Raw genomic sequence first — 22,050 nt, forward strand, 5'->3', positions numbered from 1 at the left:
TTATCTCCTTACTGTACGGTACTGTTCTGATGGATGCATATGCATATCAGTGCTTTCACGTACTTGTATAAATTCTTCTTCTGAAATTTTTCGGATAGCTGCAATTGTCATTTTTAGAGGATTCATACCTGATAAAGGGTCTGTATCTTCCGCATTTGAAAGTTCATTTCCATCTGCTTCTGCATAGTGAAATGTTGTAAAAATAGTTCCATGACGAAGATCTGGATTGATTTTTACTTTTGCTGCTATTTTTCCACGTTTATTTTCTACAATTGCATAACAATCATTTTCTAACTTTCTTGCTAGAGCAATATCTTCACTCACTTCAATAGCAGGTCCCATAATATCTGCACCCATTTCCAATGGTTTACACTCTCTTGTCATAGTCCCAGTATGATAATGATAAACTTTACGTCCAGTAGTAAAAAGACAAGGATATTCTTCATTTACTTTTTCACTAAGAGCACCAGAGCCAACTGGATAATCATTAGGAATATTCAGATGATTAATCAACTCTTTTTCTAACTTAGTTCTATCATTTTTATCGTCAGCATATATAACAGGAACTAATTTAAATTTACCATCTGGTAACATTGATTTTTTGTCTTCGTATAAGACAGGAGTTCCTATATGAGTTTCATCAGGACAAGGCCAACTTATACCATTTTCTTTTATGATACGCGCATAAGATAACCCACCAAAAAATCTTGGATTAACTTTTCTTACTTCATCCCAAATCTCTTCAGCCTTATAATAATCAAATCCTTGAAGACCAATTCTTTGAGCAATGTTACAAATAACTTTCCAATCAGGAACTATACCTGTTGCAGGTTCAACTGCTTTTGAAACATAAGCTACACGTCTTGATGTATTGATGAATGTTCCATCTTTTTCACCCCACGAAGCTGCTGGAAGGACTACATCTGCCTTTTGAGCGGTTTCTGTAAGAAAAATATCTTGAACAACCATAGTATCTAGATGCTCTACTGCTTCTATAAAATGCTCTGTCCAAGGATCACTCATAACAGGGTTTTCACCAAAAACATATAAGAACTTTATCTTTCCTTCTTCTATCTCGTGTGGCACTTTTGTTAAAGCAAAACCTGGTTTTGAGCTAATTTCTTTACCCCAAATACTTTTTATATGTTCTCTAACACCTTCATCAGTAACCAATCCAGCTGCAGTCACATTAGGTAAAGCACCCATATCACAAGCACCTTGAACATTGTTTTGTCCACGTAACGGATTAACACCTGCACCTTTTTTACCAAGATTACCTGTTAAAATAGCTAAGTTTGAAAGTGAGAATATATTTGAAGTTCCATCAATAAACTGTGTCATACCCATCGTATAACAAATAGCAGCTGTTCCAGCTTTTGCATACATTTCTGCAACTTCTATAACTTTACTTGCTGGTATACCAGTTTCTTTCTCAACTCTTTGAGGTGTAAAATCAGCAACTGCATATTTGACATACTCTAAGCCATGAGAATATTTTTCTACAAATTCTTTATCAAAAAGATCTTCTTTAATTATATGATTTATCAATGCATTTAAAAAAGGGATGTTATATCCTACTGGAGTTTGAATATAGATATCAGCTTTTTTAGCCATATCAGTTTCTTTTGGATCAATAACAATCATTTTTGCACCACGCTCAATACCACGAAGCATCTGCATTGCAATTATTGGGTGACATTCACTTGTATTAGTACCAATTAAAAAAAGTACTTCAGTGTCTGTTGCAAATTCTGTCAAATCGTTTGTCATTGTTCCATTTCCTAATGTTTTAGTCAGACCGACTACTGTAGGACCATGTCAAAGACGAGCACAGTGATCTATATTGTTAGTTCCCTGCATTCTAAATAATTTTTGAAAAGCATAGTTATCTTCATTTGTACATCTTGCAGATGAAAAACCCATTATGCTATCGCTACCATATTCGTCAACTGTCTTTTTCATTTTTGAAGCGACAAAATCATATGCTTCATCAAAAGAAACCTCGACGAGTTCACCTTTTTTAGAAAACACACCATCTTTTTTTCTAATAAGAGGTTTTGTCAATCTTCTTGGAGAATGTACATATTCCCAACCATAAAGCCCTTTCAGACACAACTCACCATCATTTACATGATGTCCTTTTGTAGGTTCAGCTTTTACAATTTTATTGTTTTTCACAAGTAAATCGATATTACAGCCAGTTCCACAATAAGGACAGGTTGTTTGAAACTTATCCATGTTAAACTCCTTTAGTATTATTAATAATAATTTAAATTTATATACTAATTTAACTACATAAGCTAATTTATAAATTGTTAGCCATTAAATTAATTTAAGCTTAATAAAATTAATTATTTTAAACACGTCAGAATAGTATCATATAAAAAAAATAAATACTGTCAGGGATATGACAATTTTCTAATTATTTTAAATCCCTTTATTTAGGTATTTAATTGGCACATAATAGTTCTAGATAAAAATATATTCAAATAATAGTTATTAAGAAAAAAACTACTATAATAATTTTTTTTCTAAAATATTACAAATAAAGAACTTTAAGTTAAATTGAGAAAATTTACTTGCATTAAGTAAATATTATTAATTATTGGCTATACTTTGCAAAACAATAAAAGGGTTTTTATGGAATCTAGTAGAATCAAAATCGACTCTATAAATCTTTCAAATGTGCTATCCCAACAAGAGTTTGCATCAATACCTGTAAAAAAATTTACTAAAGGTAATATTGCATATGACAATAAATCTCTTACTTTGTATGTCTTTAAAAGTGGCAAAGCAAAAGCTATTATTTATGAGAATGATGAAGAGTTTATTTTATATTATCTTGAAAAAGACAATATAATTATTCCTGAAGAATCTTGTGTGATTGAGTTTATAGAAGAGAGTGAAGTGTATCTTATTGATGCCCAAAGTTTTTACAGTTTCTTCAAAAATGAAAAATTTTCTATTGCAATTATATCGTCATTAAAACAAAGAGCTGTAATGGAAAGAAGAATTATTAAAAACTTAGTTTTTAAAACTTGCAAAAATAGAATTGCTTCTTTTCTTTTAGAAATTGCTACTGCGCAAAATGAACAATTACTTGATGATATTTATATCCATTTAGATCTTTCTGTAAAAGAATTAGCAACTTTTATTGGTTCAAAAAGACAAACCGTATCTACTGTTTTTCATGAACTTATGAAAGATAATACTATTGAGAAAATAAAAAAGAATAAGTATATTATTCATAACATAAAAAAACTAGAAGAATATACTCATTCTAGCTAAACAAGTACTTTACTAGCTAATTTTTCCTTGATAGCATAAGCCGCTGTTCTTCCATCTAATGCAGCGGTTACAACTAAGTCTGCACCTCTAACAACATCTCCTCCAGCATATATATGTTTATGACTAGTTTCTTGTTTTTCATTAACAACTATATCGTTGTATCTTCCTAGCTTCAAATTTAGATCATTATAAAAATCAAATATTTTATTACTAAATCCTAAAGCTAATATAATAATATCTGTTTTTATGTCAAGAAGTTTTTCTTCATGTACTATTAATTTGCGTTTACCTGTCTCTTTCTCAATCATTGATTCTGTTTGCGCTACTTTTATACCTGTAACATTCATATCTTCATTAACTAAAACTTTTTTAGGAGCTTGATTAAAAATAAACTCAACCCCTTCTTCCAAAGCATTTGATACTTCTCTTTCACTACAAGGCATACTTTGTTTGTCTCTACGATAAATACACTTTACACTTTTTGCTTTTACTCTAATTGCTGTTCTAAGAGCATCCATAGCAGAATCACCGCCACCAATAACTACAACATTTTTATTTTTTAATATACTATTTTCGAAATCATGATTAAAAATTCGTTTTTGTGCTTTTGTAAGAATTTCCATGACATGATATACCCCATTTGCGTATTCGTTATCCATCATTGCACTTCTTCCCTCAGGGGCACCTATACCTAAGAATATGCAATCAAAATCTTTTTCTAACTCATTTATAAAAATATCTTTTCCAACTTCAGTATTTGTATGGATTATTAAACCAGCTTCTTTCATCCAATCAAGCCGTCTTTTAACTGCATCTTTTGGCAGTTTAAAATTAGGAATACCATAAGTAAGTAAACCACCACATCGATCTTCTTTTTCAAAAATCTCTACACCTATACCTTCTTGCAAAAGAAATGTTGCACAACTAAGACTAGCAGGACCACTACCAACAATGGCTACTTTATGTTTTTTTATTTTATCTTGACCATAATTAGGAATGATACCTTCTTCAAATGCTTTTTCATTAAAATACGTTTCTATTTCACCGATAGAGACTCCACTATACTCACTCTTTTCAATTACACAATTACTTTCGCAAAGACCTTTTTTAGGACATACCCTCCCTAAAATTTCAGGAAATGGAGACATTTCATGAGAAAGAGTAAATGCACCTTCTATATCTCCTTCATAAGTTTTTTTTAGCCACTGAGGAATTTTATTGTTCAACGGACATCCCATACGACAGTAAGAAGGATTAATCATAATATGCTTAAATGTGTCTATAGGACACTGTACGCATCTACTAGCTTGTTCTTTTGCTTCTTTGTCATTAAAGTTATGATAAATAGGATGAAAATCAACTATGCGTTCTTTAGAATCTCTCTTTTTTTGTCTCTGTTTTGATACTATGTTGTATTGTTTCATATTGTATTTCCAAAGTTTTCTTGATATAGTATAAGAAATAAATTTAACAACATTACCTAATACTAACTTAATAAATACTTCTATACCAGTACAAAACAAATAAAAAAATGATTAAGAAAAAATTCTGCTATTATGTCTTTAAAGAAAGGAATAACAAATGAAATTTGAATTAAATGATGATTATATAGAACTATATAAACTTATAAAAGTTATGGGATTAGCAGATAGTGGCGCTCATGCAAAAATGATAATAAAAGATGAAAATGTAAAAAGAAATGGTGAGATAGAACTAAGAAAGCGAGCAAAAATTATTTCAGGCGATACAATCACAATTGGCGATGATATTATTGAAGTAATAGCCACTACATAAAAACATGTTCGAAGTAGAGAACAAATCTCTACTTCAATATATTTAACCTTCTTCTTTTCCCCAATAAGATGCCAAAATAGAACCCGAAATATTGTGCCAAATACTAAAAATTGCTCCAGGAAGTGCACTAAGAGTTGAAAAGTATTTCATGGCTAAAGCTACAGCTAATCCTGAATTTTGCATGCCAACTTCAATTGCAACTGTTTTACATGTTTTCTTATCATAACCAAAAAATTTAGATATATAATAACCACTAAATAAACCTAATATATTGTGTAAAGCAATTCCTATAAAAAGTGATGCTGCAATAGTACTAATTCTTGGTTCATTTAGACCTACAACAATAGCTATAATAAAAACTATAGAAATGATAGATAAAAGTGCTAGTAAATCTTGTCTCTTCTCAATAAACTTATGAAAAAAGTAGTTTAAAATAACTCCACTTACAACAGGTAAAAATACAATTTTTAAAATACTTATAAGCATACTAGAAGCTGGAACAGGAACTGTCATACCTACATATAATAGAGTCAATAAAGGCGTAAGAACAATAGAAAACAAAGTTGAAACAACTGTCATAGTAATAGATAAAGCCACATCAGCTTTAGCCAAGTATGAGATAACATTTGATGCAGTTCCACCAGAAACAGCACCTACTAAAACCATCCCAACCATAACATCTGTTGAAAAATGAAAAAGCTTAGAAATAATAAATGCAATAAAAGGCATCAGTAAAAACTGTAATATAACAGTTAAAGCTATAATCTTAGGTTTTTTTGCAACTCTTTTAAAATCATCAATTCGAAGAGTCACTCCCATACAAAACATAATCAAAATTAAAAGAGGAATAATCCAACTTTTATACTCTACAACTATGCTTGGTTGCATATAAGCAAAAATTGAAGCTACAATAGCCCAAATAGGGAATAATGCACTTATCTTTTTTATCATATTTTCTCCATAAAAATTTTCTTGTATTGTACATCATGAAAACTTTACTTATATTTACTTGCTACTTAGCCTACTATAAATATACTCATATTAAATTAAATAAATTATTTATTTTTAAGTTTCTAAACAGTACAATTTTAAGAATATTTATTAAATGCAAATTATTTGTATCTAAAAACTATTATCAATAAATAAAGGAATTATCATGGGGAAATGTCCAATAACTGGTTTAGGTGGAGGAAATCCAACTACAAACAATAAAGGTACTAATAATAAAGACTGGTGGCCAAATCAGCTAAATCTAAAAATTCTCTCTCAACACTCGAACAAAGTAAATCCAATGTCAAAAGAGTTTAATTATGCAGAAGAATTTAAAAAATTAGACTATGAATCTCTAAAAAAAGATTTAACGGCACTCATGACTGATTCACAAGATTGGTGGCCTGCTGATTATGGGCATTATGGTCCTCTTTTTATTAGAATGGCATGGCATAGTGCAGGAACATATAGAACAAGTGATGGTAGAGGTGGTGCAGCAACTGGTAACCAACGACTTGCACCATTAAATAGTTGGCCTGATAATGCAAACTTAGATAAGGCGAGACGTCTACTATGGCCTATTAAACAAAAATATGGTAACAAAATATCTTGGGCTGATTTGATGATACTAGCAGGAAATGTTGCACTAGAATCTATGGAATTTAAAACATTTGGCTTTGCTGGTGGTAGAGAAGATGTTTGGGAGCCAGAAGAAGATATTTATTGGGGTAGTGAAGATGAATGGCTTGGAGATAAAAGATATAGTGAAGATAGAGATTTAGAAAATCCTCTAGCTGCTGTACAAATGGGGCTAATCTATGTCAATCCAGAAGGACCAAATGGTGAACCAAATGTACTTGCTTCTGGAAACGACATAAGAGAAACTTTTGCAAGAATGGCTATGGGAGATGAAGAGACTGTGGCACTAGTTGCAGGAGGTCATACATTTGGTAAATGCCATGGTGCTGGTGATGCATCAAATGTAGGGGCTGAACCTGAAGGCGAAAGCTTAATAGCACAAGGTTTAGGATGGTTAAGTAAATTTTTAAGTGGTAAAGGTGATGATACTATCACGAGTGGAATCGAAGGTGCTTGGACTGCAAACCCTACAAAATGGGATAATGGTTATTTTGATATATTATTTGGATATGAATGGAATCTTGAAAAAAGTCCTGCTGGTGCATGGCAATGGGCTCCAATTGAGCCAAAAGAAGAACATTTAGCTCCTTTGGCCCATAACCCCAATAAAAAAGTGAAAACCATAATGACTACAGCAGATATGGCTCTTAGAATGGATCCCATCTATGGGCCAATTTCTAAAAGATTTCATGAAAACCCTAAAGAATTTGCAGATGCTTTTGCAAGAGCATGGTTTAAATTAACTCATCGTGATTTAGGGCCAAAGTCAAGATATCTTGGTCCAGAAATTCCTAAAGAAGATTTAATTTGGCAAGATCCTGTACCAAGTATTCAATACAAACTTATTGAAGATGAAGAAATTCAAAATCTAAAAGATACAATATTAGCCTCTGGAATTTCTATTTCTGATCTAGTTATGACAGCATGGGCATCTGCATCATCATATAGAGATTCAGATAAAAGAGGTGGTGCCAATGGTGCTAGAATAAGACTTGCACCGCAAAAAGATTGGGAAGTTAATCAAGGAACAAAAACCACAATATCTAAATTAGAAAATATTCAAAAAGAGTTTAATACTTCTTGCGATGATAAAAAAGTTTCACTTGCTGACTTGATAGTGTTAGGTGGATGTGTGGCTATTGAGCAATCAAGTAAAGATGCTGGTTACAAAATTGTTGTTCCTTTTACTCCTGGCAGAACAGATGCAACTCAAGAACAAACAGATATTGATTCATTTGCACATCTAGAACCAATTGCTGATGGATTTAAAAATTATCAAAAAAAGAAATATAGTGTTAGTTCAGAAGAGTTACTCTTAGATAAAGCTCAATTACTAAACCTAAGTGCTCCAGAAATGACAGTTCTTGTTGGTGGTATGAGATCACTAGGAGCAAACTTTCAAAACTCTTCAAAAGGAGTTTTTACAGATAAGCCTGGTATTTTGACTAATGATTTTTTTGTCAATCTTTTAGATATGAATATCGTTTGGAAAAATACAAATGATGATGAAATGGAATTTGAAGGAAAAGATAGAACTACTGGCAAGCTTAAATTCACTGCTAGTAGAGTAGATCTTGTCTTTGGCTCAAACTCTCAACTAAGAGCAATTTCAGAAGTTTATGCTCAAGAAGATTCAAAAGAAAAATTTGTAAATGATTTTGTAAAAGCTTGGAATAAAGTAATGAACGCCGATCTTTTTATAAAATAAATACATTATAACAAGTAAAAGACTAAGTCTTTTACTTGTTTATTTTATGCTTTCTATTTTACATCTTCACTTAATTTTTCTTGAGTAACTTTTTTAATCGCACTAAAATCATTTTTACCAGTACCTAACTTTGGAATTTCTTCTACATGTAAAAAATTTGAAGGAATCATAAGTGGATTTATATCAGCATCTAAAAATAATTTTTTAAGATCTTGTATTTCTTTGGTAGTTGTAAAAATCATAACAATTTTTTCACCCTTTTTTTCATCAGCAAATGCACTGACAGCACATTCAAAGCTTTCATCATTTACTAATTCTGTCATTTTTTCTTCAACTTCACTCAAAGAAATCATTTCACCACCAATCTTAGCAAAACGTGAGTATCGTCCTAAAATACTTAAAAAACCATCAGCATCTAATTTACCTTTATCTCCACTTTTATACCAACGTACACCATTTTCTTCCAAAATAGCATCTGCTGTTTTTGCTTCATCTTTGAGGTATCCTTTCATGATCTGTGTTCCTCCAATAAGGATCAACCCCTCTTCCCCATTTGGAACATCTTGATAATTTTCAGGATTTACAATACGTATACGTGTCCCTGGCAATGCCATTCCAACAGTACCTTGTTTTTTCCCTTCTTGAACAGTCCAATAACGTGGATTTAACACATCAGGAATATTTACACAAGCTACTGGTGTAGTCTCAGTCGCTCCATACCCTTCTAAAACATCTTTACCAAACTTCACCTTAAATCCATCACGTACATCAGGATTTAATTTCTCTGCCCCAGCAATAATCAAACGTAAACTTTCAAACATTAATGGATGAAGTTTTCTATTACGATTATAAAGACGTAAAAATGTGGAAGTCGCACAAAGGATAGTTGCTTGGTGTGTTGCAACTACTTTTCCCATTCCAACAGCATCAGTTGGATCAGGATGACATACTAAAGGAATACCTTCTACTAATGGCATTAAAGTCGTAATGGTAAATCCAAATGAATGAAATGGAGGTAATGAACCAACAATAACATCATTTGCATCTGGATTTAAAATAGACACACTTTGTTTGATATTTCCTACTAAATTTTTATGTGAGAGTTCAATACCTTTTGGCAAACCTTCACTACCACTACTAAACAAAATAGCTGCTGTTTCTTCCATGCAAACACTTTTAAAATACAAAGCTTTAATCAAAGCTGATGGCATGAATTTGGCTAGAAGTAAATTAAAAATAAAGCCTGATTTAGAAATTTTTTCTTTCATATCTTCCATAATAAGAACATTAACATTTTGCAAAAGTGCTTCTATATCAAAGCCTTTAGCTTTAAGCTTAGTCAAAAACTTTGAAGATGTTACTACTGTTTTAACTTCGGCGATATTTAGTGCATGTAAAAATGCTTCTTTTGATGCTGTATAGTTTAAATTAACAACGGTTTTTCCTTGAACAAGAAGCGCCATATTGGCGATGACATTACCAGCAGAAGCAGGAAGTATCACTCCTACATTTTGTTCATTTTTCACCTTTACATGTAACAAAGAATGAAAACTAAGAACTGATGCAATTAACTTAGTATGAGAAAGAGTTCCGCCAGAACTATCTGCTACACTCATCTCACTTCCTAACATTTTAGCTCTATCAATCCACAAATGTTGCACTGGTTCTAATACGTTGATATACTCATTCCATGAATCAACAGAAATCCCATTTATCGCTTCTTTTAGTTTTACACGATCTGTATCCATTGGCATAGGTGAACCAAAAGCAAAAGTTACATCACGATTTAAGGCTGCTGTGCCTTGTTTCATCTTATTTGAAGCAAAAGAAAAACGACTTCCCCATAAACCTTTTAAAAAGAATGGCACAATAGTATACTCATTTGTCGTTACTATCTTCTCAAAACCACCTTTAAATTCACCAAGATGACCATTACGACTGATAGCACCTTCTGGAAAAAGTGCAACTACTTCACCTTTATCTAGATATTCACCAATTGTTTTAAATGCACTACGACTTGCACGAGAAGAGATAGGAATAACTCCAAAAAAATCTAAAAAGATTTTAAGATACCATTTTTCATATATATTTCTCTCCATCACAAAACGAACTCTTCTTGGACTTGCTATTTGAACAATAGCCCAATCCAACCAACTAATATGATTTCCTAGAAGAAGAACCCCTCCATTTGATGGAAGATTATCAAGTCCTGAAACTTTTATATTGTAACGAAGATTAGCCAAACGATATATAATAAAACGCACTAACAACTGCGGTAATTTAATGATAGTATAAAGAGAACCCACTACTACAATAATACCTAAAAAACTAAATAACAATTCAATAGGAAAAGTATAAAGTGACCAAATAATAGTAAAACCAAGAAAGACTAGCATCATTAAAGTTTGTACAAAGTTATTTGCAGCAAGAACACGTCCTAAATCATTCTCTTTTGCATAAAATTGAATAAGTGCATTAAGTGGAATAATAAAAATTCCTCCACAAAAACCAAACAAAAAGAACAGTAAACCAAAGATGATTGGACTTGATGTTCCAGATAACCAAAATAGAGATAAAGCCATCCCTGCAGCACCCAACGGAATCACTCCTGTTTCAATATAATGCTTTGATATTTTTGAGTGATACAAAGAACCAACTACAATACCAAGTCCACCTAATGCCATTAATCCTTGCGCAACAACAGTATTTTCTACTCCAGCCTTTTGTTCTAATAATGTTCCAAATAAAGCAAATACAACTTGAGAAACACTCCAAAATAATCCTAAACCAATTACACTAAGCCAAATAGCTTCTGTACGTAATAAAGTTTTTAAATTTTCTTTTAAATATAAAGCTTTAAAATATTTTTTACGATCAAAACTCAATGAAGGAGAAGAAGAAGCTTTTGGTGCTAATTTAAAAGAAAACCATGCTTCTAATAATGTTGCGCCAATCAAAATATATCCCATTGGAGCCATCATCGTGATTATGTCATTAGGATTTTTCATACCTTCAACAAAAAAATATTCAAAAATTACGGAGTATAAAACAGCACCTATTAAAATAGCTACAATTGTCACTGCTTGCACCATTCCATTAGCAGATGCCAAATTTTCTTTTCCTACTAATTCTTTGATGTATCCATATTTCGCTGGTGAGTACAGTGCACTTTGTGCTGCTAGTAAAAATGTAAGTGCAAATGAGAGCCAAAATGCTCCTAAATGATAACTTACAGTAATAGCACAAGCAATAACAATAGCTACAAGAGCACTGATTTGAATAACACGAGGCTTGGAAAACTTATCTGAAAGAAAACCAGAAGGAGTAAATAACATGATAAATGGTAATAATACCAATCCATTGACAATAGCCGTATAAATTACTTGCTCATGACCATCAAAGCTTTTAAAAACTGTATTTTGAATGATGATTTTATGTCCAAGATCAGTCATAGCATTTAAAAAAACAATAAGTATATAAGAAGCAAAACCTCTATAAGAAAATAACGCTTTCATGAATTATCCTTTGGTGTATTTTGAACCCGTTTGCTATGCTCATTTATAGTTGCATTATTAAATATATAGGGTTTTAATTTGAGTAAAATATCAAAAACTAAACGATGCGATGATCCATTGCTTATACCTTTTTCAATTATCGTAGCCCCTAATTCATACTCCAAGACGGCTAACTCATTTGCCATTTTTACATAACGCGTAAATAGATTGTATGAGATATCATTTTCTTTACATATTTTAAGTAACACTGCCATTTCTAAATCTAATTTTGAAAACATAGAATCTTTAGGAAACAACAATTCCTGACTTATCCATTCATTTAGTTCAGGCTCAGTAATTTGAACTTCTTTGATAAAATCTTCTTTACTAAAGCATCGTATATTTTCTTTACCTCCTGAAATCATCTCAAAAGAACCTTGTAAAAAAGCAAGATCATTAGAAAAATCAAATGTATTGTTTTGAAAAATTTGTTTTATTTCTGCAATAGAATAAGAAAAATTGGATTGCAAATATTTAATCATAGATATGCGTTCTACACACTCTTCTTCATAACGATGAACATTGGCTTTTAACTTCAAAGGTGGAGGAAGTATCCCTTCTTTGATGTAATATAAAATTGTTGACTTTGATTCACCACTTAGGGCAATTAATTCTGACATCTTTAACATAATATCTCCTTTATCTGTGAAATAATACATTAAAGAATGTAAAATGTCAAGTGTTACTTTACATTTTACATTTTTGCTCTAATTTACTAAAAAAACCTTATTCTTACAGTTCCTAAAATAAATTGATGGTATAATTTCGCTTATAAACTATAATGGAGTTTTTATGACTAAATATCTTATCTTATTTTTTCTCTTTCCTTTACTTTTGTGGGCAAAAGTAGCAGTTGAAGAACCTCTTCCTCTTATTAAATCTGAAGAAAAACAAATACAAGTACCTGCACAAAATATTTCTGATGAATTAAAAGCAGAAAAAGAAGAAGAAAAAGAAAAAACTTTAAGTGATGAAGCAAAACAAATTCTTATTCAAAATCAACTTATAGAAGAAACAATCAAAAATATTAACAATAAATCCTTTCTAGTCAATCTACCAAAAAATGAGACTTATACAAAAGAATTAACCCTTCTTGCTAATAAAATAAATATAAACACAAAAGCACATAATACACTTGCTGTTGCACGAGATAAAATTGAAGTTCTACTTATAAAAGATAAACGTGTATATGAAAATACACTCAAACAAATCATAATTGCAAAAGAAGAGTATCGGGAGAAAGATTACTTTGTCACTCTTTTGCAAAATAGTATCAAAAAAATTGATAATAATGCATTGGATAAATATAAACCACTTTATAAAATAGAGTCAGCAAACACACAACCAAGAGATAATACTAACTCTATATCTAAAGATTTTATAAAAAACTATATCGACCTTTACAATCAAAAATATACACAAATCTTTATTCTTCAATATCTTCTTGAAAATATTCCAAAGTTTAGACAGACAAACTTTCTTATAGATGAATTTAACTTACAATATTTTGTTAAAAAAATTGATTCTATGGAAAATATTTCATTTATTTCTAACGTTACTCGATATCATTTAAAATTTTCTATTGGTGAAATTGTTATGGTCATATTAATTATAGGATTTTTTAGACTACTCAATCTCAGGTTTATCTCTTTTCTTATCTCATTTATCTCCGAATATTTTATTAAAAATAAAAATGATGAAGACAAAGATGAAATACACAAATACCTAAAAAAATCTGTCACACTTCCACTGGTCTATGCCCTGTATGTTTTTAGTATACAGCTTTCCATGTATATTCTGATTCAAAACCCTATTCTTCTTGAACATATTATGCCATGGATTAATACATTTTACGTAGCACTTTTTAGTTGGGGCTTTTATAAAATATTGGTTAATAGTATCAACATGCATGCTCATGTACTTTTAGTCAAATACCATAATCTACGCAAAGAAATGATTGTATTTATTTTAAAAATCTTAAAAATTGTATTAGTTTTATTGGTTCTTTTATTTCTTTTAACACAACTTAATATCGATATTCAAGCGATTGTAGCTTCTTTAGGGATTGGAGGTATCGCAATCGCCTTGGCATCAAAAGATACTTTGACGAACTTTTTTGGATCTTTAAGTATCATGGCAGATAATTCATTTTCACAAGGTGATTGGATTCAAGTAAATGATATCGAAGGACATGTAGTAGATATCAGAATGAGAACTACAAGAATTCGTACATTTGAAAACGCGATGATTACTGTTCCAAATACTATTCTGGCAAATTCTTACATCCAAAATTGGTCAAAAAGAAAAGTTGGCCGACGTATCAAAATGGCTTTAGGCATCACATATGAAAGCCGGATGGAAGATATTATCAATCTTAGAAAAGATATTTATGAGATGTTAGAAAATCACCCAGGAATTGCTATAGTAGACCACAATGATGTCTCAGAAAACAAACGTTTTGAGGCAACAAAACGAGAAGATGTACAAGGTGTAAAGCGAACACTCTTAGTATATATCGATGAGTTTGGAGCTTCCTCGGTCAATATTCTTATCTACTGTTTTGCAAAAAGCCCTGTTTGGGAAAAATGGCTAGAAACAAAAGAAGATGTTTTGATTAAGATTGCTGATTTGGTTAAAAAGAACAATTGTGATTTTGCTTATCCAACACAAGCACTATGGTTGAAATCTGAAATGAAAAAAGACTTATTAGCTTAAAATATTTTGCTTTTAAGTCTTACATGTAAAGGGTTTTAAATCTCGATTTTAAACCCTTTATCAGCAGTTTATTTTAAAATCTTATTTAATTCAGCAGATAAATCTTGTTCTATTTCATCTTCAGAGTTTTTATTATTTAAGTAATCTTTGCAATCTTCGCAATTTTCACAAAATTCACAATTTTCACAGTTTTTACAATCTTCACAATTAAAACAATCAATACAGTTTTCACAATAATCAGTCAATTGACAATTTTTACAATTTTTAGATGAGTCACAGTTGTCACAATTTTCACAGTCTTCGCAATCTACACAGTTTAAACAATTTACACAATTTTTTAAACTATTTAACATTCTCACTGCAATCTCTTTATCAAACTTATTCAATGATATACGGTTGTTGTTGCTATCTGTTAAAAATTTTTCATCATTGTCATTAGTTATAACTTTATATTCTTCCATTTTTATTTCCCTTTTTCATTGTCTCTATTCAAACACTAAATATTTTGTTTGAATACTACAATAAACAAAATTAGAAATCCTTAAAAATTGACTACGATGAAGTATAAACTAACTATAAAAAATCAATATAGTAAAAGTTATTTATGCTCTATGTTTCACAAAAGTTTCATAAATTTCTTCAAAAGCTTTTTCACTAGAGTTTTCAACACTTTTCATTCTTTCTATTGACTCACTAAAACTTAATTCATTAAGCCATAAATCAATAGCATCTTTTACTCCATCATGTACATTTGTATGATGCTCACTTAATGAAGCTAAAACTTCTTTTTCGTCTTTTATTTGCTGATTATTAGCTGCAAACCATTTTCCAAATCTACATTCATTCTCATTTTGTAATGTTTCTGGTTTTGTTTGATACATAAACGCTTTATAAGCAATAAGTTTAAAAAGGATATGATCAGCTTTTCCATTTCCTATTCCAATCTCATTGGTTATATTTTTCGTGATTTTAGAAATACGATCTGAATTTGAAATCACAAATTCTAACTCTTCAAAAAATTGATTTAATGTAGTATCTATAGTACTACTACTTTCTTGGAATCTTTTAGTCATCTCTAAAATTTCTAAAGAATTTTGCTGTAGATGTGAGATATTTACTTCTACTTCTTGTGTTGCTTTTTGTGTACGCTCAGCTAGTTTTCTTACTTCATCAGCAACAACAGCAAAACCACGTCCATGCTCACCTGCTCGGGCTGCTTCTATAGCAGCATTCAATGCTAAAAGGTTTGTTTGGTCTGAAATATCTTTAATTAAATTAATAATATCAGTAATAGAAACAACACTTTCATTGAGTGTATGCGCTCCATTTTCCAAATTTGAAGTCTCTTGTGAAATCTGTTCTATATTTGAAACAACACTTGTTCGCTGATGCTGTACATTATCTATACGTTTACTGGTTCTTCCATTTAAGTCTGTTGCTTCATCCAGTGAATCAACATTTGCTTGCATGATTTTTTGTAAAAAGCCTACACCACTCTCATATGATTGTATAAGAAGATCTAACATTTTTAATTTTGATACAAGTTCAATATCTTGGTTTTTTTCTTCTTCTTTAAAAGTGTTTTTCTTTTTGATTTCTTCTTGAAGTAACGCTACTTCTTCTTTAAGTTTTTTATTTTCTAGTTCTAATCCAGAGACTTGTTCTTTTTCATTGTCATCATTATTAAATAATCCCATAATATCTCCTTGATTTTATTACTTATATCCTATTTTGATATTACTGAATTATAAATTAAATAGAATATTTATTTATAATTTTAAGAAAATATATACACTTATAGTTACTTTTTTACATAAAATCAACTTTATCTAGGTATCTATTACTACTATCTAACTATGCTATACAAGGTAACGCATTTTAAAATATTATATTATTTTAATAAAAAAAAGAGTATTCTTCTGCCAATACTGTACAAGGAAATAATCATGAAAAAAGTATATATTACAGACAAGATAACCGACCCTTATATAGAAAAAGAAGTTCTAGGAGATGTGATATCTGATACGCTTCATGAAGGAATAGAGGTACTTTTAGTCTGGCATAAAAAGATTCCAAATGAGTTTATCGACAAGTTGCCAAACTTAAAAGCGATGGTAAGATATGGCGTAGGGTATGATGTGTTTCAAGATCTTGAATACACCAAACAAAAAGGTATTTATGCTTCTAATACTCCTGATTATGGAACTGAAGAAGTAAGCGATACAGCTATTGCTATGATTATGAATATAGCTCGTGGCATCACAAGATATGATTATCAATGTAGAGATTATAAAGATGGCTCTTGGCAAACCAATACTCTAAAAAACATCAAAAGAACGAGTGATTATAAACTCGGAGTCATAGGTGCAGGAAGAATCGGAGGAAGCGTAGTTTTAAAAGCAAATGCTTTACGATTTCAGACATATTTTTATGACCCTTATTTATCAAGTGGCACCGAAAAGATGCTAGGAGCAAAAAGAGTTGAGTCTTTGGACGAGTTGCTTGAAACTTGTGATATTATCTCAGTAAATTGCCCTCTCAATGACGAAACAAATGCAATGATAGATGAAAAGTTTATAGCCAAAATGAAAAAAGGCGCTTCTATCGTAAACACAGCACGTGGAGCTATTGTAAAAGATTTGGATGTGTTTTATGAGCCTTTAAAAAGCGGTCAACTAAACTGTGTAAGTCTTGACGTACTCCCAAGTGAACCACCAAAAGATGGACTGATGATAGATGCATGGAGAGCAAAAGAGACTTGGCTTGATGGAAGATTTCTTATAAATCCACATGCTGCCTTTTATAGTGACAAAGCCTATTTTGAGATGAGACAAAAAGCAGCTTTAAATGTAAAACGAGTACTAGATGGCAAAAAACCAATCAATATTGTTAATGGATTAGATTAGAAAAAAATGAGTGTAGAAATATACTTTAAGATTTTAGCTAATGAGATTCATTCCGTAGTTGTAGCTACTCTTAATAAAGGCTTGCCTACTACAAGAGTAATAGATATTATGCTTTATGATAAAAATGGTATTTATTTTCTTACGGCTAAAGGAAAAGCTTTTTACGAACACTTAAAAACTAATCCCTATATCTCGCTAAGTGGTCTTACAAGTGGAAGTGATTCTATGCAAAGAAAGTCTATTACTATCTCTGGATATACTAAAGATATTGGTTCACAGAAACTAGAAGAGATATTTAAAAAAAATCCTTATATGGCAGATATTTATCCAAGTAAAGAGAGCCGTATGGCCTTAAATGTTTTTCATCTTTATAAAGGTCAAGGTGAATATTTTGACCTCTCAACAAAACCAATCACAAGAACAAACTTTGTCTTTGGAGGAGAAGAACTTAAAAAGTCTGGATATTTCATAACTGAAAACTGTAAAGCTTGTGGAAAATGTAAAGAAAAATGCCCTCAAAGCTGTATTGAGATAGGAAAAATATATAAGATAAATCAAGAGCAATGCCTACACTGTGGAAATTGTTACGAAATCTGCCCAAATGAGGCAATTGTCAAACTAATATAAAATCCCAAAGACAGGATATAGAATTCATTATGTACACTACCAGCTAAAGACTCTATTTCTTCCCAACTCTTTAGCTTGATAAAGCGCTTTATCTGCATTTTCAAATACTTCATTAAATGTCTGATTTTTAGATCTTGGACTACTAATACCAAAAGATGCTGTTATGCTACCAACTACTGAAAAAGTATTCGATGCTATTTCAAGACGTATTTTTTCTGCAATTTTTTCTACATGTGACAGATCATTTGCATTAATAAGAAGTATAAACTCTTCACCACCCCAGCGTGCAAACATATCGTTTTCTCTTACTAATCTTTTGGCTATCAAAGATAACTCTTTTAAAACACTATCTCCTGTACTATGTCCATAGGTGTCATTAACCTTTTTAAAATGATCAATGTCTATGATAACTATAGAGTAATTATAAATATTTTTTCCCTTTAACTTCTCCATAAGTCCTCGCCTATTGAGTATCTGTGTGAGAGGATCTATATTGGCTTTTGAACGGAGTGTTTTATTTGAATTTTGAAGGTCTACTTGCTTTTGTTTAAGTACATCTAAAAGATAGTTAAAAAACTTTGCAACAAGCCCTATTTCTGTACCTCTTTCTTCATGTATCTTGTCTTTTAAATCACCTGATTTCATAATCTTAATAATACTTTCAATAGTATCTACCCATGGCAACTTTGCATTATGCTCACTTACATTAAGTCCTAATACTTCATGTTTTTTTCTTACTCTAAGCAAATTAAATTTATGTAAAGTCAAAAACAGAATAAGTCCAAGTGAAAAAGCAAAAATAAACGCTACTATAACACCTGTGCCCTGAATATATATAAGTTCAAGTCTACTTATGCCTTGAGGAAGCTCTGCAAAAAAACCAACAGCTAAAGTTCCCCATGCACCAGCAAATCCATGTACTCCAACAACACTTACAGGATCATCAATTTTAAACTTATGTAAGAGAATATAATCAAAATAGTACATCACTAAAGTAGAAACAAATCCTACAAATGCAGATGTATGAGCATCAAACTGATTACATCCAGCTGTTATTCCTACTAGTCCAGCAATTACACCAAAAGCAAATACTTCAACGCTCACTTTTTCTTTATTGATAAGACTTAAAAGCCATCCACAAAATCCACCAAAAGCTCCAGAAATAGTTGTATTTAAAAGTATAGATGTTACAAAAGGATCAAATTTTAAAAGGCTTCCCGCATTAAATCCAAACCATGCAAAAAACAGAACAAAAACACCAAAAACTATAAAATTATGGTTACTAGGTGCAAAATAATTAATGCTATATTTACGAAACTTACCAAGACGTGGACCTAAAACAATAGCACCCGCTAAACCTATCCAACCACCCATAGAATGAACAACTGTAGAACCTGCAAAATCCATAAAGCCTAGTTGATGTAACCATCCATTCTCAGCCCAGGCCCAATGCCCAAAAATAGGGTATATAATAGCAGTTACAACAATGGTAACGATTATGTAGGCATTAAATTTTATTCTTTCAGCTACTGCTCCTGAAATTATTGTAGCTGCTGTTGCAGCAAACATAGCTTGGAAAAAAAACAGTCCATTTTGAGTTAAATTTTTGCCGTCTATCGCAAAACTATCAATACCTATGAGATTATGGAAGTCATTTCCAAACATCAAGCCATAACCAATAAGCCAAAAGAAAATAAGTCCAAAAATTGTGTCAATTAAGTTTTTCATAGCAACATTAATTGTATTTTTGACTCTCACCATACCAGTCTCAATAAGTGCAAAACCAAACTGCATCATAAATACTAGAAAAGCACTGATTATAATCCAAAGGAAATCTATATTATTTAATTCATTCATATAGAAGTGTATCAATATTTAAGCAATAAATAATAATAAAGTTGTATATATTTTCATCATTAAACAAAATAAAGGTCAAGGTGAATATTTTGACCTCTTAACAAAACCAATGCCTTCACTGTGGAAACTGTTATGAAATCTGTCCAAATGAGACAATTGTAAAACTAGTATAAATATCTTTACATGTAAGGATATTTTGTAAAAAATTTAAAGGTGCAGCGATAAATTGAGTTAGGAAAATCACTAATCTACGGTAATTACGCTATTAACGTGAAAATTTCATTATGTATAAATGTGTTTATTGGCATGTTTCTGTCAAAATTTTCTATTCCTATCCCCTTTAATTTATTATAATGATATTACATGTATTTCAATATAATCCTACTATAATGAACTTATAGTTGAAATTTTATAAAAAATCTATAAAATACTACTATAATGACTTTTAAAGGTAAGTCTTTACAAGTATGCATGAGCTAAAAAATAAATATATTCGCTATACCATGATTTAAAATAAGCGTTTCTTAAAAAAAACAGACTCTTTTATATATAAATAGTTATACCATAACAACATAATATATTGTTTTTAAATGCCACTTATGGCATAATTAAAAAAAGGAATTATAATGAAACGTATTGAACTTATCAACCAAATCATCGCTAGAAAAGAACAACTCGGCATTACTGTTGAGAATCTTGCTAAATTAAGTGGAGTTGGTATTAGAACTATTAATAGGCTTTTAAAAAATGAAGATGTTAAGTTAAGTACGATAGAGCATGTAACAAACTTTTTAGGATTAGACTTTGCAGGTAATGAGACTATACCTTTAAAAAAGTTAGAAAAACAAAGAGCTAGAGAAAAAGCTATCTTTATGGCTTCTTTGGTGCAAAGTACTTCTGCATTAGAAATGCAAGGTTTAGAAGAAGAGAGCTTAAATGCTATTATTGATACTTATGAAAAAGAGTTTTTAAATGGTGATTATAAAGATACTTTGTGGGTAGCATAATGATAGATTCAACTAAACCAATAGATGATGCAACACCAGTTGATGATATTTCAGGATTAAAGTTACCAAAGGGTAAAGTTTATTCGCTAAAAGAAATCTATATAGCAGAAGCACATAATATAGCTAATTCAACACTAAAGTACCTCTCTGCTCCACCATCTAAAAAAATAGCACCTTTTTCTTATGAGTGGCTATCAATACTTCATAACGAAATGTTTGGGGATATTTGGGATTGGGCTGGAAAATTTAGAACGATTGAGCTTTCTATTGGTATAAAAGCTTATCAAGTACCAACAGCACTAAAAGAATTAGCAGATGATATAGAGTTTTGGAATCAAAACAAAACATTTGATATCTATGAAATAGCTACTCGTATCCACCATCGTGCAGTTCAAATTCATCCATTTACAAATGGAAATGGTAGATGGTCAAGAATGCTGGCTAATATTTACCTTAGACAAAATGGTTCTATGCCAGTTAAGTGGCAAGAAGATTTACTTTCAAAAGAAAATCCTAAAAGAGATGAATATATAAAAGCTCTTAAAAAAGCTGATAGTGGTGATTTTAGTAGCTTAATACAAATGCATAAAATAACGTATTAATTTTTACTGAATTAAAATCTGTCTAACTTATTGGTGACATTCCACTTTGCATGGCTATTTATGTTTTAAAATAGAAAGTGGCTTTTTGCTAGATAATGTAGTTTTATAACAGTACTTCATGTTATTAATAATTATGTCATTAATTAACTATCAAGTGTGGTAAAAAGTATGTGAACTATGATTCTTAATTTATTTATGAAATTTTAAAAAGTTATTTAAAGTTCGTATTAATGGGGTTTAAAAATGGTGTCAAGAGAGGGACTCGAACCCTCGACCTCCGGCTTATGAGACCAGCGCTCTAACCAGCTGAGCTACCTTGACACTTTTAAGAGGTCGAAATTATACATCTTCTAAGCTTAGACT

16 protein-coding genes, 1 tRNA gene and 2 pseudogenes are annotated in these 22,050 nt (G+C 30.9%); 9 read left to right on the forward strand and 10 right to left on the reverse strand.

The genetic code is table 11. The features are described 5' to 3' along the window. Positions 1 to 2,238 carry a formate dehydrogenase subunit alpha gene (gene fdhF, locus K354_RS0100705; RefSeq protein WP_245600545.1) on the reverse strand — a complete coding sequence of 746 codons (2,238 nt, stop codon included), beginning with the start codon at positions 2,236 to 2,238 and terminating at the stop codon, positions 1 to 3. Between the two features lie 402 nt (positions 2,239 to 2,640). On the opposite strand from fdhF, the gene K354_RS0100715 reads away from it, so the two are divergent. Next, entirely contained in the window at positions 2,641 to 3,288 is a 648-nt protein-coding gene (locus K354_RS0100715) for a Crp/Fnr family transcriptional regulator (RefSeq protein WP_024953596.1), read from the forward strand. Here the strand turns inward: K354_RS0100715 and K354_RS0100720 are convergent. Further along, a complete protein-coding gene (locus K354_RS0100720) occupies positions 3,285 to 4,712 on the reverse strand; it encodes a glutamate synthase subunit beta (protein ID WP_024953597.1) in 1,428 nt (475 codons plus the stop codon). The two genes, K354_RS0100715 and K354_RS0100720, sit on opposite strands and share 4 nt — an antisense overlap. Positions 4,713 to 4,869: 157 nt before the next feature. Between K354_RS0100720 and K354_RS0100725 the strand changes: the two genes are divergently transcribed. Next, entirely contained in the window at positions 4,870 to 5,082 is a 213-nt protein-coding gene (locus K354_RS0100725) for an RNA-binding S4 domain-containing protein (protein WP_024953598.1), read from the forward strand. Positions 5,083 to 5,124: 42 nt separating this feature from the next. Here the strand turns inward: K354_RS0100725 and K354_RS0100730 are convergent, their stop codons facing one another. Then, on the reverse strand, positions 5,125 to 6,033 hold the full coding sequence (locus K354_RS0100730) for a bile acid:sodium symporter family protein (RefSeq protein ID WP_024953599.1): 909 nt from the start codon (positions 6,031 to 6,033) through the stop codon (positions 5,125 to 5,127). Positions 6,034 to 6,235: 202 nt separating this feature from the next. On the opposite strand from K354_RS0100730, the gene katG reads away from it, so the two are divergent. Continuing rightward, a complete protein-coding gene (katG, locus tag K354_RS0100735; protein ID WP_024953600.1) occupies positions 6,236 to 8,419 on the forward strand; it encodes a catalase/peroxidase HPI in 2,184 nt (727 codons plus the stop codon). A gap of 53 nt (positions 8,420 to 8,472) precedes the next feature. Here katG and K354_RS0100740 read toward each other — a convergent pair whose 3' ends face one another. Both K354_RS0100740 and K354_RS0100745 read right to left on the reverse strand, forming a co-directional pair. Beyond that, on the reverse strand, positions 8,473 to 11,934 hold the full coding sequence (locus tag K354_RS0100740; protein WP_024953601.1) for an acyl-[ACP]--phospholipid O-acyltransferase: 3,462 nt from the start codon (positions 11,932 to 11,934) through the stop codon (positions 8,473 to 8,475). Continuing rightward, a complete protein-coding gene (locus tag K354_RS0100745) occupies positions 11,931 to 12,602 on the reverse strand; it encodes a MerR family transcriptional regulator (RefSeq protein WP_024953602.1) in 672 nt (223 codons plus the stop codon). The genes K354_RS0100740 and K354_RS0100745 overlap by 4 nt, the downstream gene beginning before the upstream one ends. A 163-nt stretch (positions 12,603 to 12,765) precedes the next feature. Between K354_RS0100745 and K354_RS0100750 the strand changes: the two genes are divergently transcribed. After that, entirely contained in the window at positions 12,766 to 14,688 is a 1,923-nt protein-coding gene (locus K354_RS0100750) for a mechanosensitive ion channel family protein (protein ID WP_024953603.1), read from the forward strand. Positions 14,689 to 14,756: 68 nt separating this feature from the next. Here the strand turns inward: K354_RS0100750 and K354_RS0100755 are convergent, their stop codons facing one another. From K354_RS0100755 to K354_RS15370, 3 genes and pseudogenes are all read right to left on the reverse strand, one after another. Beyond that, a complete protein-coding gene (locus K354_RS0100755) occupies positions 14,757 to 15,149 on the reverse strand; it encodes a hypothetical protein (protein ID WP_024953604.1) in 393 nt (130 codons plus the stop codon). A 141-nt stretch (positions 15,150 to 15,290) separates the two neighbouring features. Continuing rightward, positions 15,291 to 15,686, reverse strand: coding sequence for a CZB domain-containing protein (locus tag K354_RS15365; protein ID WP_425426659.1), 396 nt, complete (start codon positions 15,684 to 15,686; stop codon positions 15,291 to 15,293). Positions 15,687 to 15,701: 15 nt separating this feature from the next. After that, positions 15,702 to 15,959, reverse strand: a pseudogene (locus tag K354_RS15370) (methyl-accepting chemotaxis protein); the annotation flags it as partial. Positions 15,960 to 16,634: 675 nt separating this feature from the next. On the opposite strand from K354_RS15370, the gene K354_RS0100765 reads away from it, so the two are divergent. Continuing rightward, a complete protein-coding gene (locus tag K354_RS0100765) occupies positions 16,635 to 17,594 on the forward strand; it encodes a C-terminal binding protein (RefSeq protein WP_024953606.1) in 960 nt (319 codons plus the stop codon). Between the two features lie 6 nt (positions 17,595 to 17,600). After that, positions 17,601 to 18,221 carry a 4Fe-4S binding protein gene (locus K354_RS0100770; protein ID WP_024953607.1) on the forward strand — a complete coding sequence of 207 codons (621 nt, stop codon included), beginning with the start codon at positions 17,601 to 17,603 and terminating at the stop codon, positions 18,219 to 18,221. A gap of 36 nt (positions 18,222 to 18,257) precedes the next feature. Here the strand turns inward: K354_RS0100770 and amt are convergent, their stop codons facing one another. Further along, positions 18,258 to 20,078 carry an ammonium transporter gene (gene amt, locus K354_RS0100775; RefSeq protein WP_024953608.1) on the reverse strand — a complete coding sequence of 607 codons (1,821 nt, stop codon included), beginning with the start codon at positions 20,076 to 20,078 and terminating at the stop codon, positions 18,258 to 18,260. A 104-nt stretch (positions 20,079 to 20,182) separates the two neighbouring features. Here amt and K354_RS15385 point away from each other — a divergent pair. From K354_RS15385 to K354_RS0100785, 3 genes and pseudogenes are all read left to right on the forward strand, one after another. After that, positions 20,183 to 20,251 (forward strand): annotated as a pseudogene (locus K354_RS15385) (4Fe-4S binding protein); the annotation flags it as partial. Positions 20,252 to 20,704: 453 nt separating this feature from the next. Beyond that, positions 20,705 to 21,085 (forward strand): helix-turn-helix domain-containing protein, encoded by a 381-nt coding sequence (locus tag K354_RS0100780; protein WP_024953609.1) that lies wholly within the window; start codon positions 20,705 to 20,707, stop codon positions 21,083 to 21,085. Continuing rightward, the gene (locus K354_RS0100785; RefSeq protein WP_024953610.1) at positions 21,085 to 21,687 is read left to right on the forward strand and encodes a mobile mystery protein B; all 603 of its coding nucleotides are present in this window, start codon (positions 21,085 to 21,087) and stop codon (positions 21,685 to 21,687) included. Before K354_RS0100780 ends, K354_RS0100785 begins: the two co-directional genes overlap by 1 nt. 244 nt (positions 21,688 to 21,931) lie before the next feature. On the opposite strand, the gene K354_RS0100790 is transcribed toward K354_RS0100785, so the two are convergent. Further along, positions 21,932 to 22,008, reverse strand: a tRNA-Met gene (locus tag K354_RS0100790). Between the last annotated feature and the right edge of the window lie 42 nt (positions 22,009 to 22,050).

Origin of the sequence: Sulfurospirillum arcachonense DSM 9755 (genome assembly GCF_000597725.1) — a bacterium.
Lineage (GTDB): Bacteria > Campylobacterota > Campylobacteria > Campylobacterales > Sulfurospirillaceae > Sulfurospirillum_A > Sulfurospirillum_A arcachonense.

Bases quoted from the DNA above. Each gene is read 5' to 3' on its own strand.
- K354_RS0100785 (WP_024953610.1), top strand. From the start codon at position 21,085: ATGATAGATTCAACTAAACCAATAGATGATGCAACACCAGTTGATGAT.
- K354_RS0100715 (WP_024953596.1), top strand. From the start codon at position 2,641: ATGGAATCTAGTAGAATCAAAATCGACTCTATAAATCTTTCAAATGTG.
- K354_RS0100780 (WP_024953609.1), top strand. From the start codon at position 20,705: ATGAAACGTATTGAACTTATCAACCAAATCATCGCTAGAAAAGAACAA.
- K354_RS0100765 (WP_024953606.1), top strand. From the start codon at position 16,635: ATGAAAAAAGTATATATTACAGACAAGATAACCGACCCTTATATAGAA.
- K354_RS0100750 (WP_024953603.1), top strand. From the start codon at position 12,766: ATGACTAAATATCTTATCTTATTTTTTCTCTTTCCTTTACTTTTGTGG.
- K354_RS0100740 (WP_024953601.1), bottom strand. From the start codon at position 11,934: ATGAAAGCGTTATTTTCTTATAGAGGTTTTGCTTCTTATATACTTATT.
- K354_RS0100755 (WP_024953604.1), bottom strand. From the start codon at position 15,149: ATGGAAGAATATAAAGTTATAACTAATGACAATGATGAAAAATTTTTA.
- K354_RS0100745 (WP_024953602.1), bottom strand. From the start codon at position 12,602: ATGTTAAAGATGTCAGAATTAATTGCCCTAAGTGGTGAATCAAAGTCA.
- amt (WP_024953608.1), bottom strand. From the start codon at position 20,078: ATGAATGAATTAAATAATATAGATTTCCTTTGGATTATAATCAGTGCT.
- K354_RS0100730 (WP_024953599.1), bottom strand. From the start codon at position 6,033: ATGATAAAAAAGATAAGTGCATTATTCCCTATTTGGGCTATTGTAGCT.
- K354_RS0100770 (WP_024953607.1), top strand. From the start codon at position 17,601: ATGAGTGTAGAAATATACTTTAAGATTTTAGCTAATGAGATTCATTCC.
- K354_RS0100725 (WP_024953598.1), top strand. From the start codon at position 4,870: ATGAAATTTGAATTAAATGATGATTATATAGAACTATATAAACTTATA.
- K354_RS0100720 (WP_024953597.1), bottom strand. From the start codon at position 4,712: ATGAAACAATACAACATAGTATCAAAACAGAGACAAAAAAAGAGAGAT.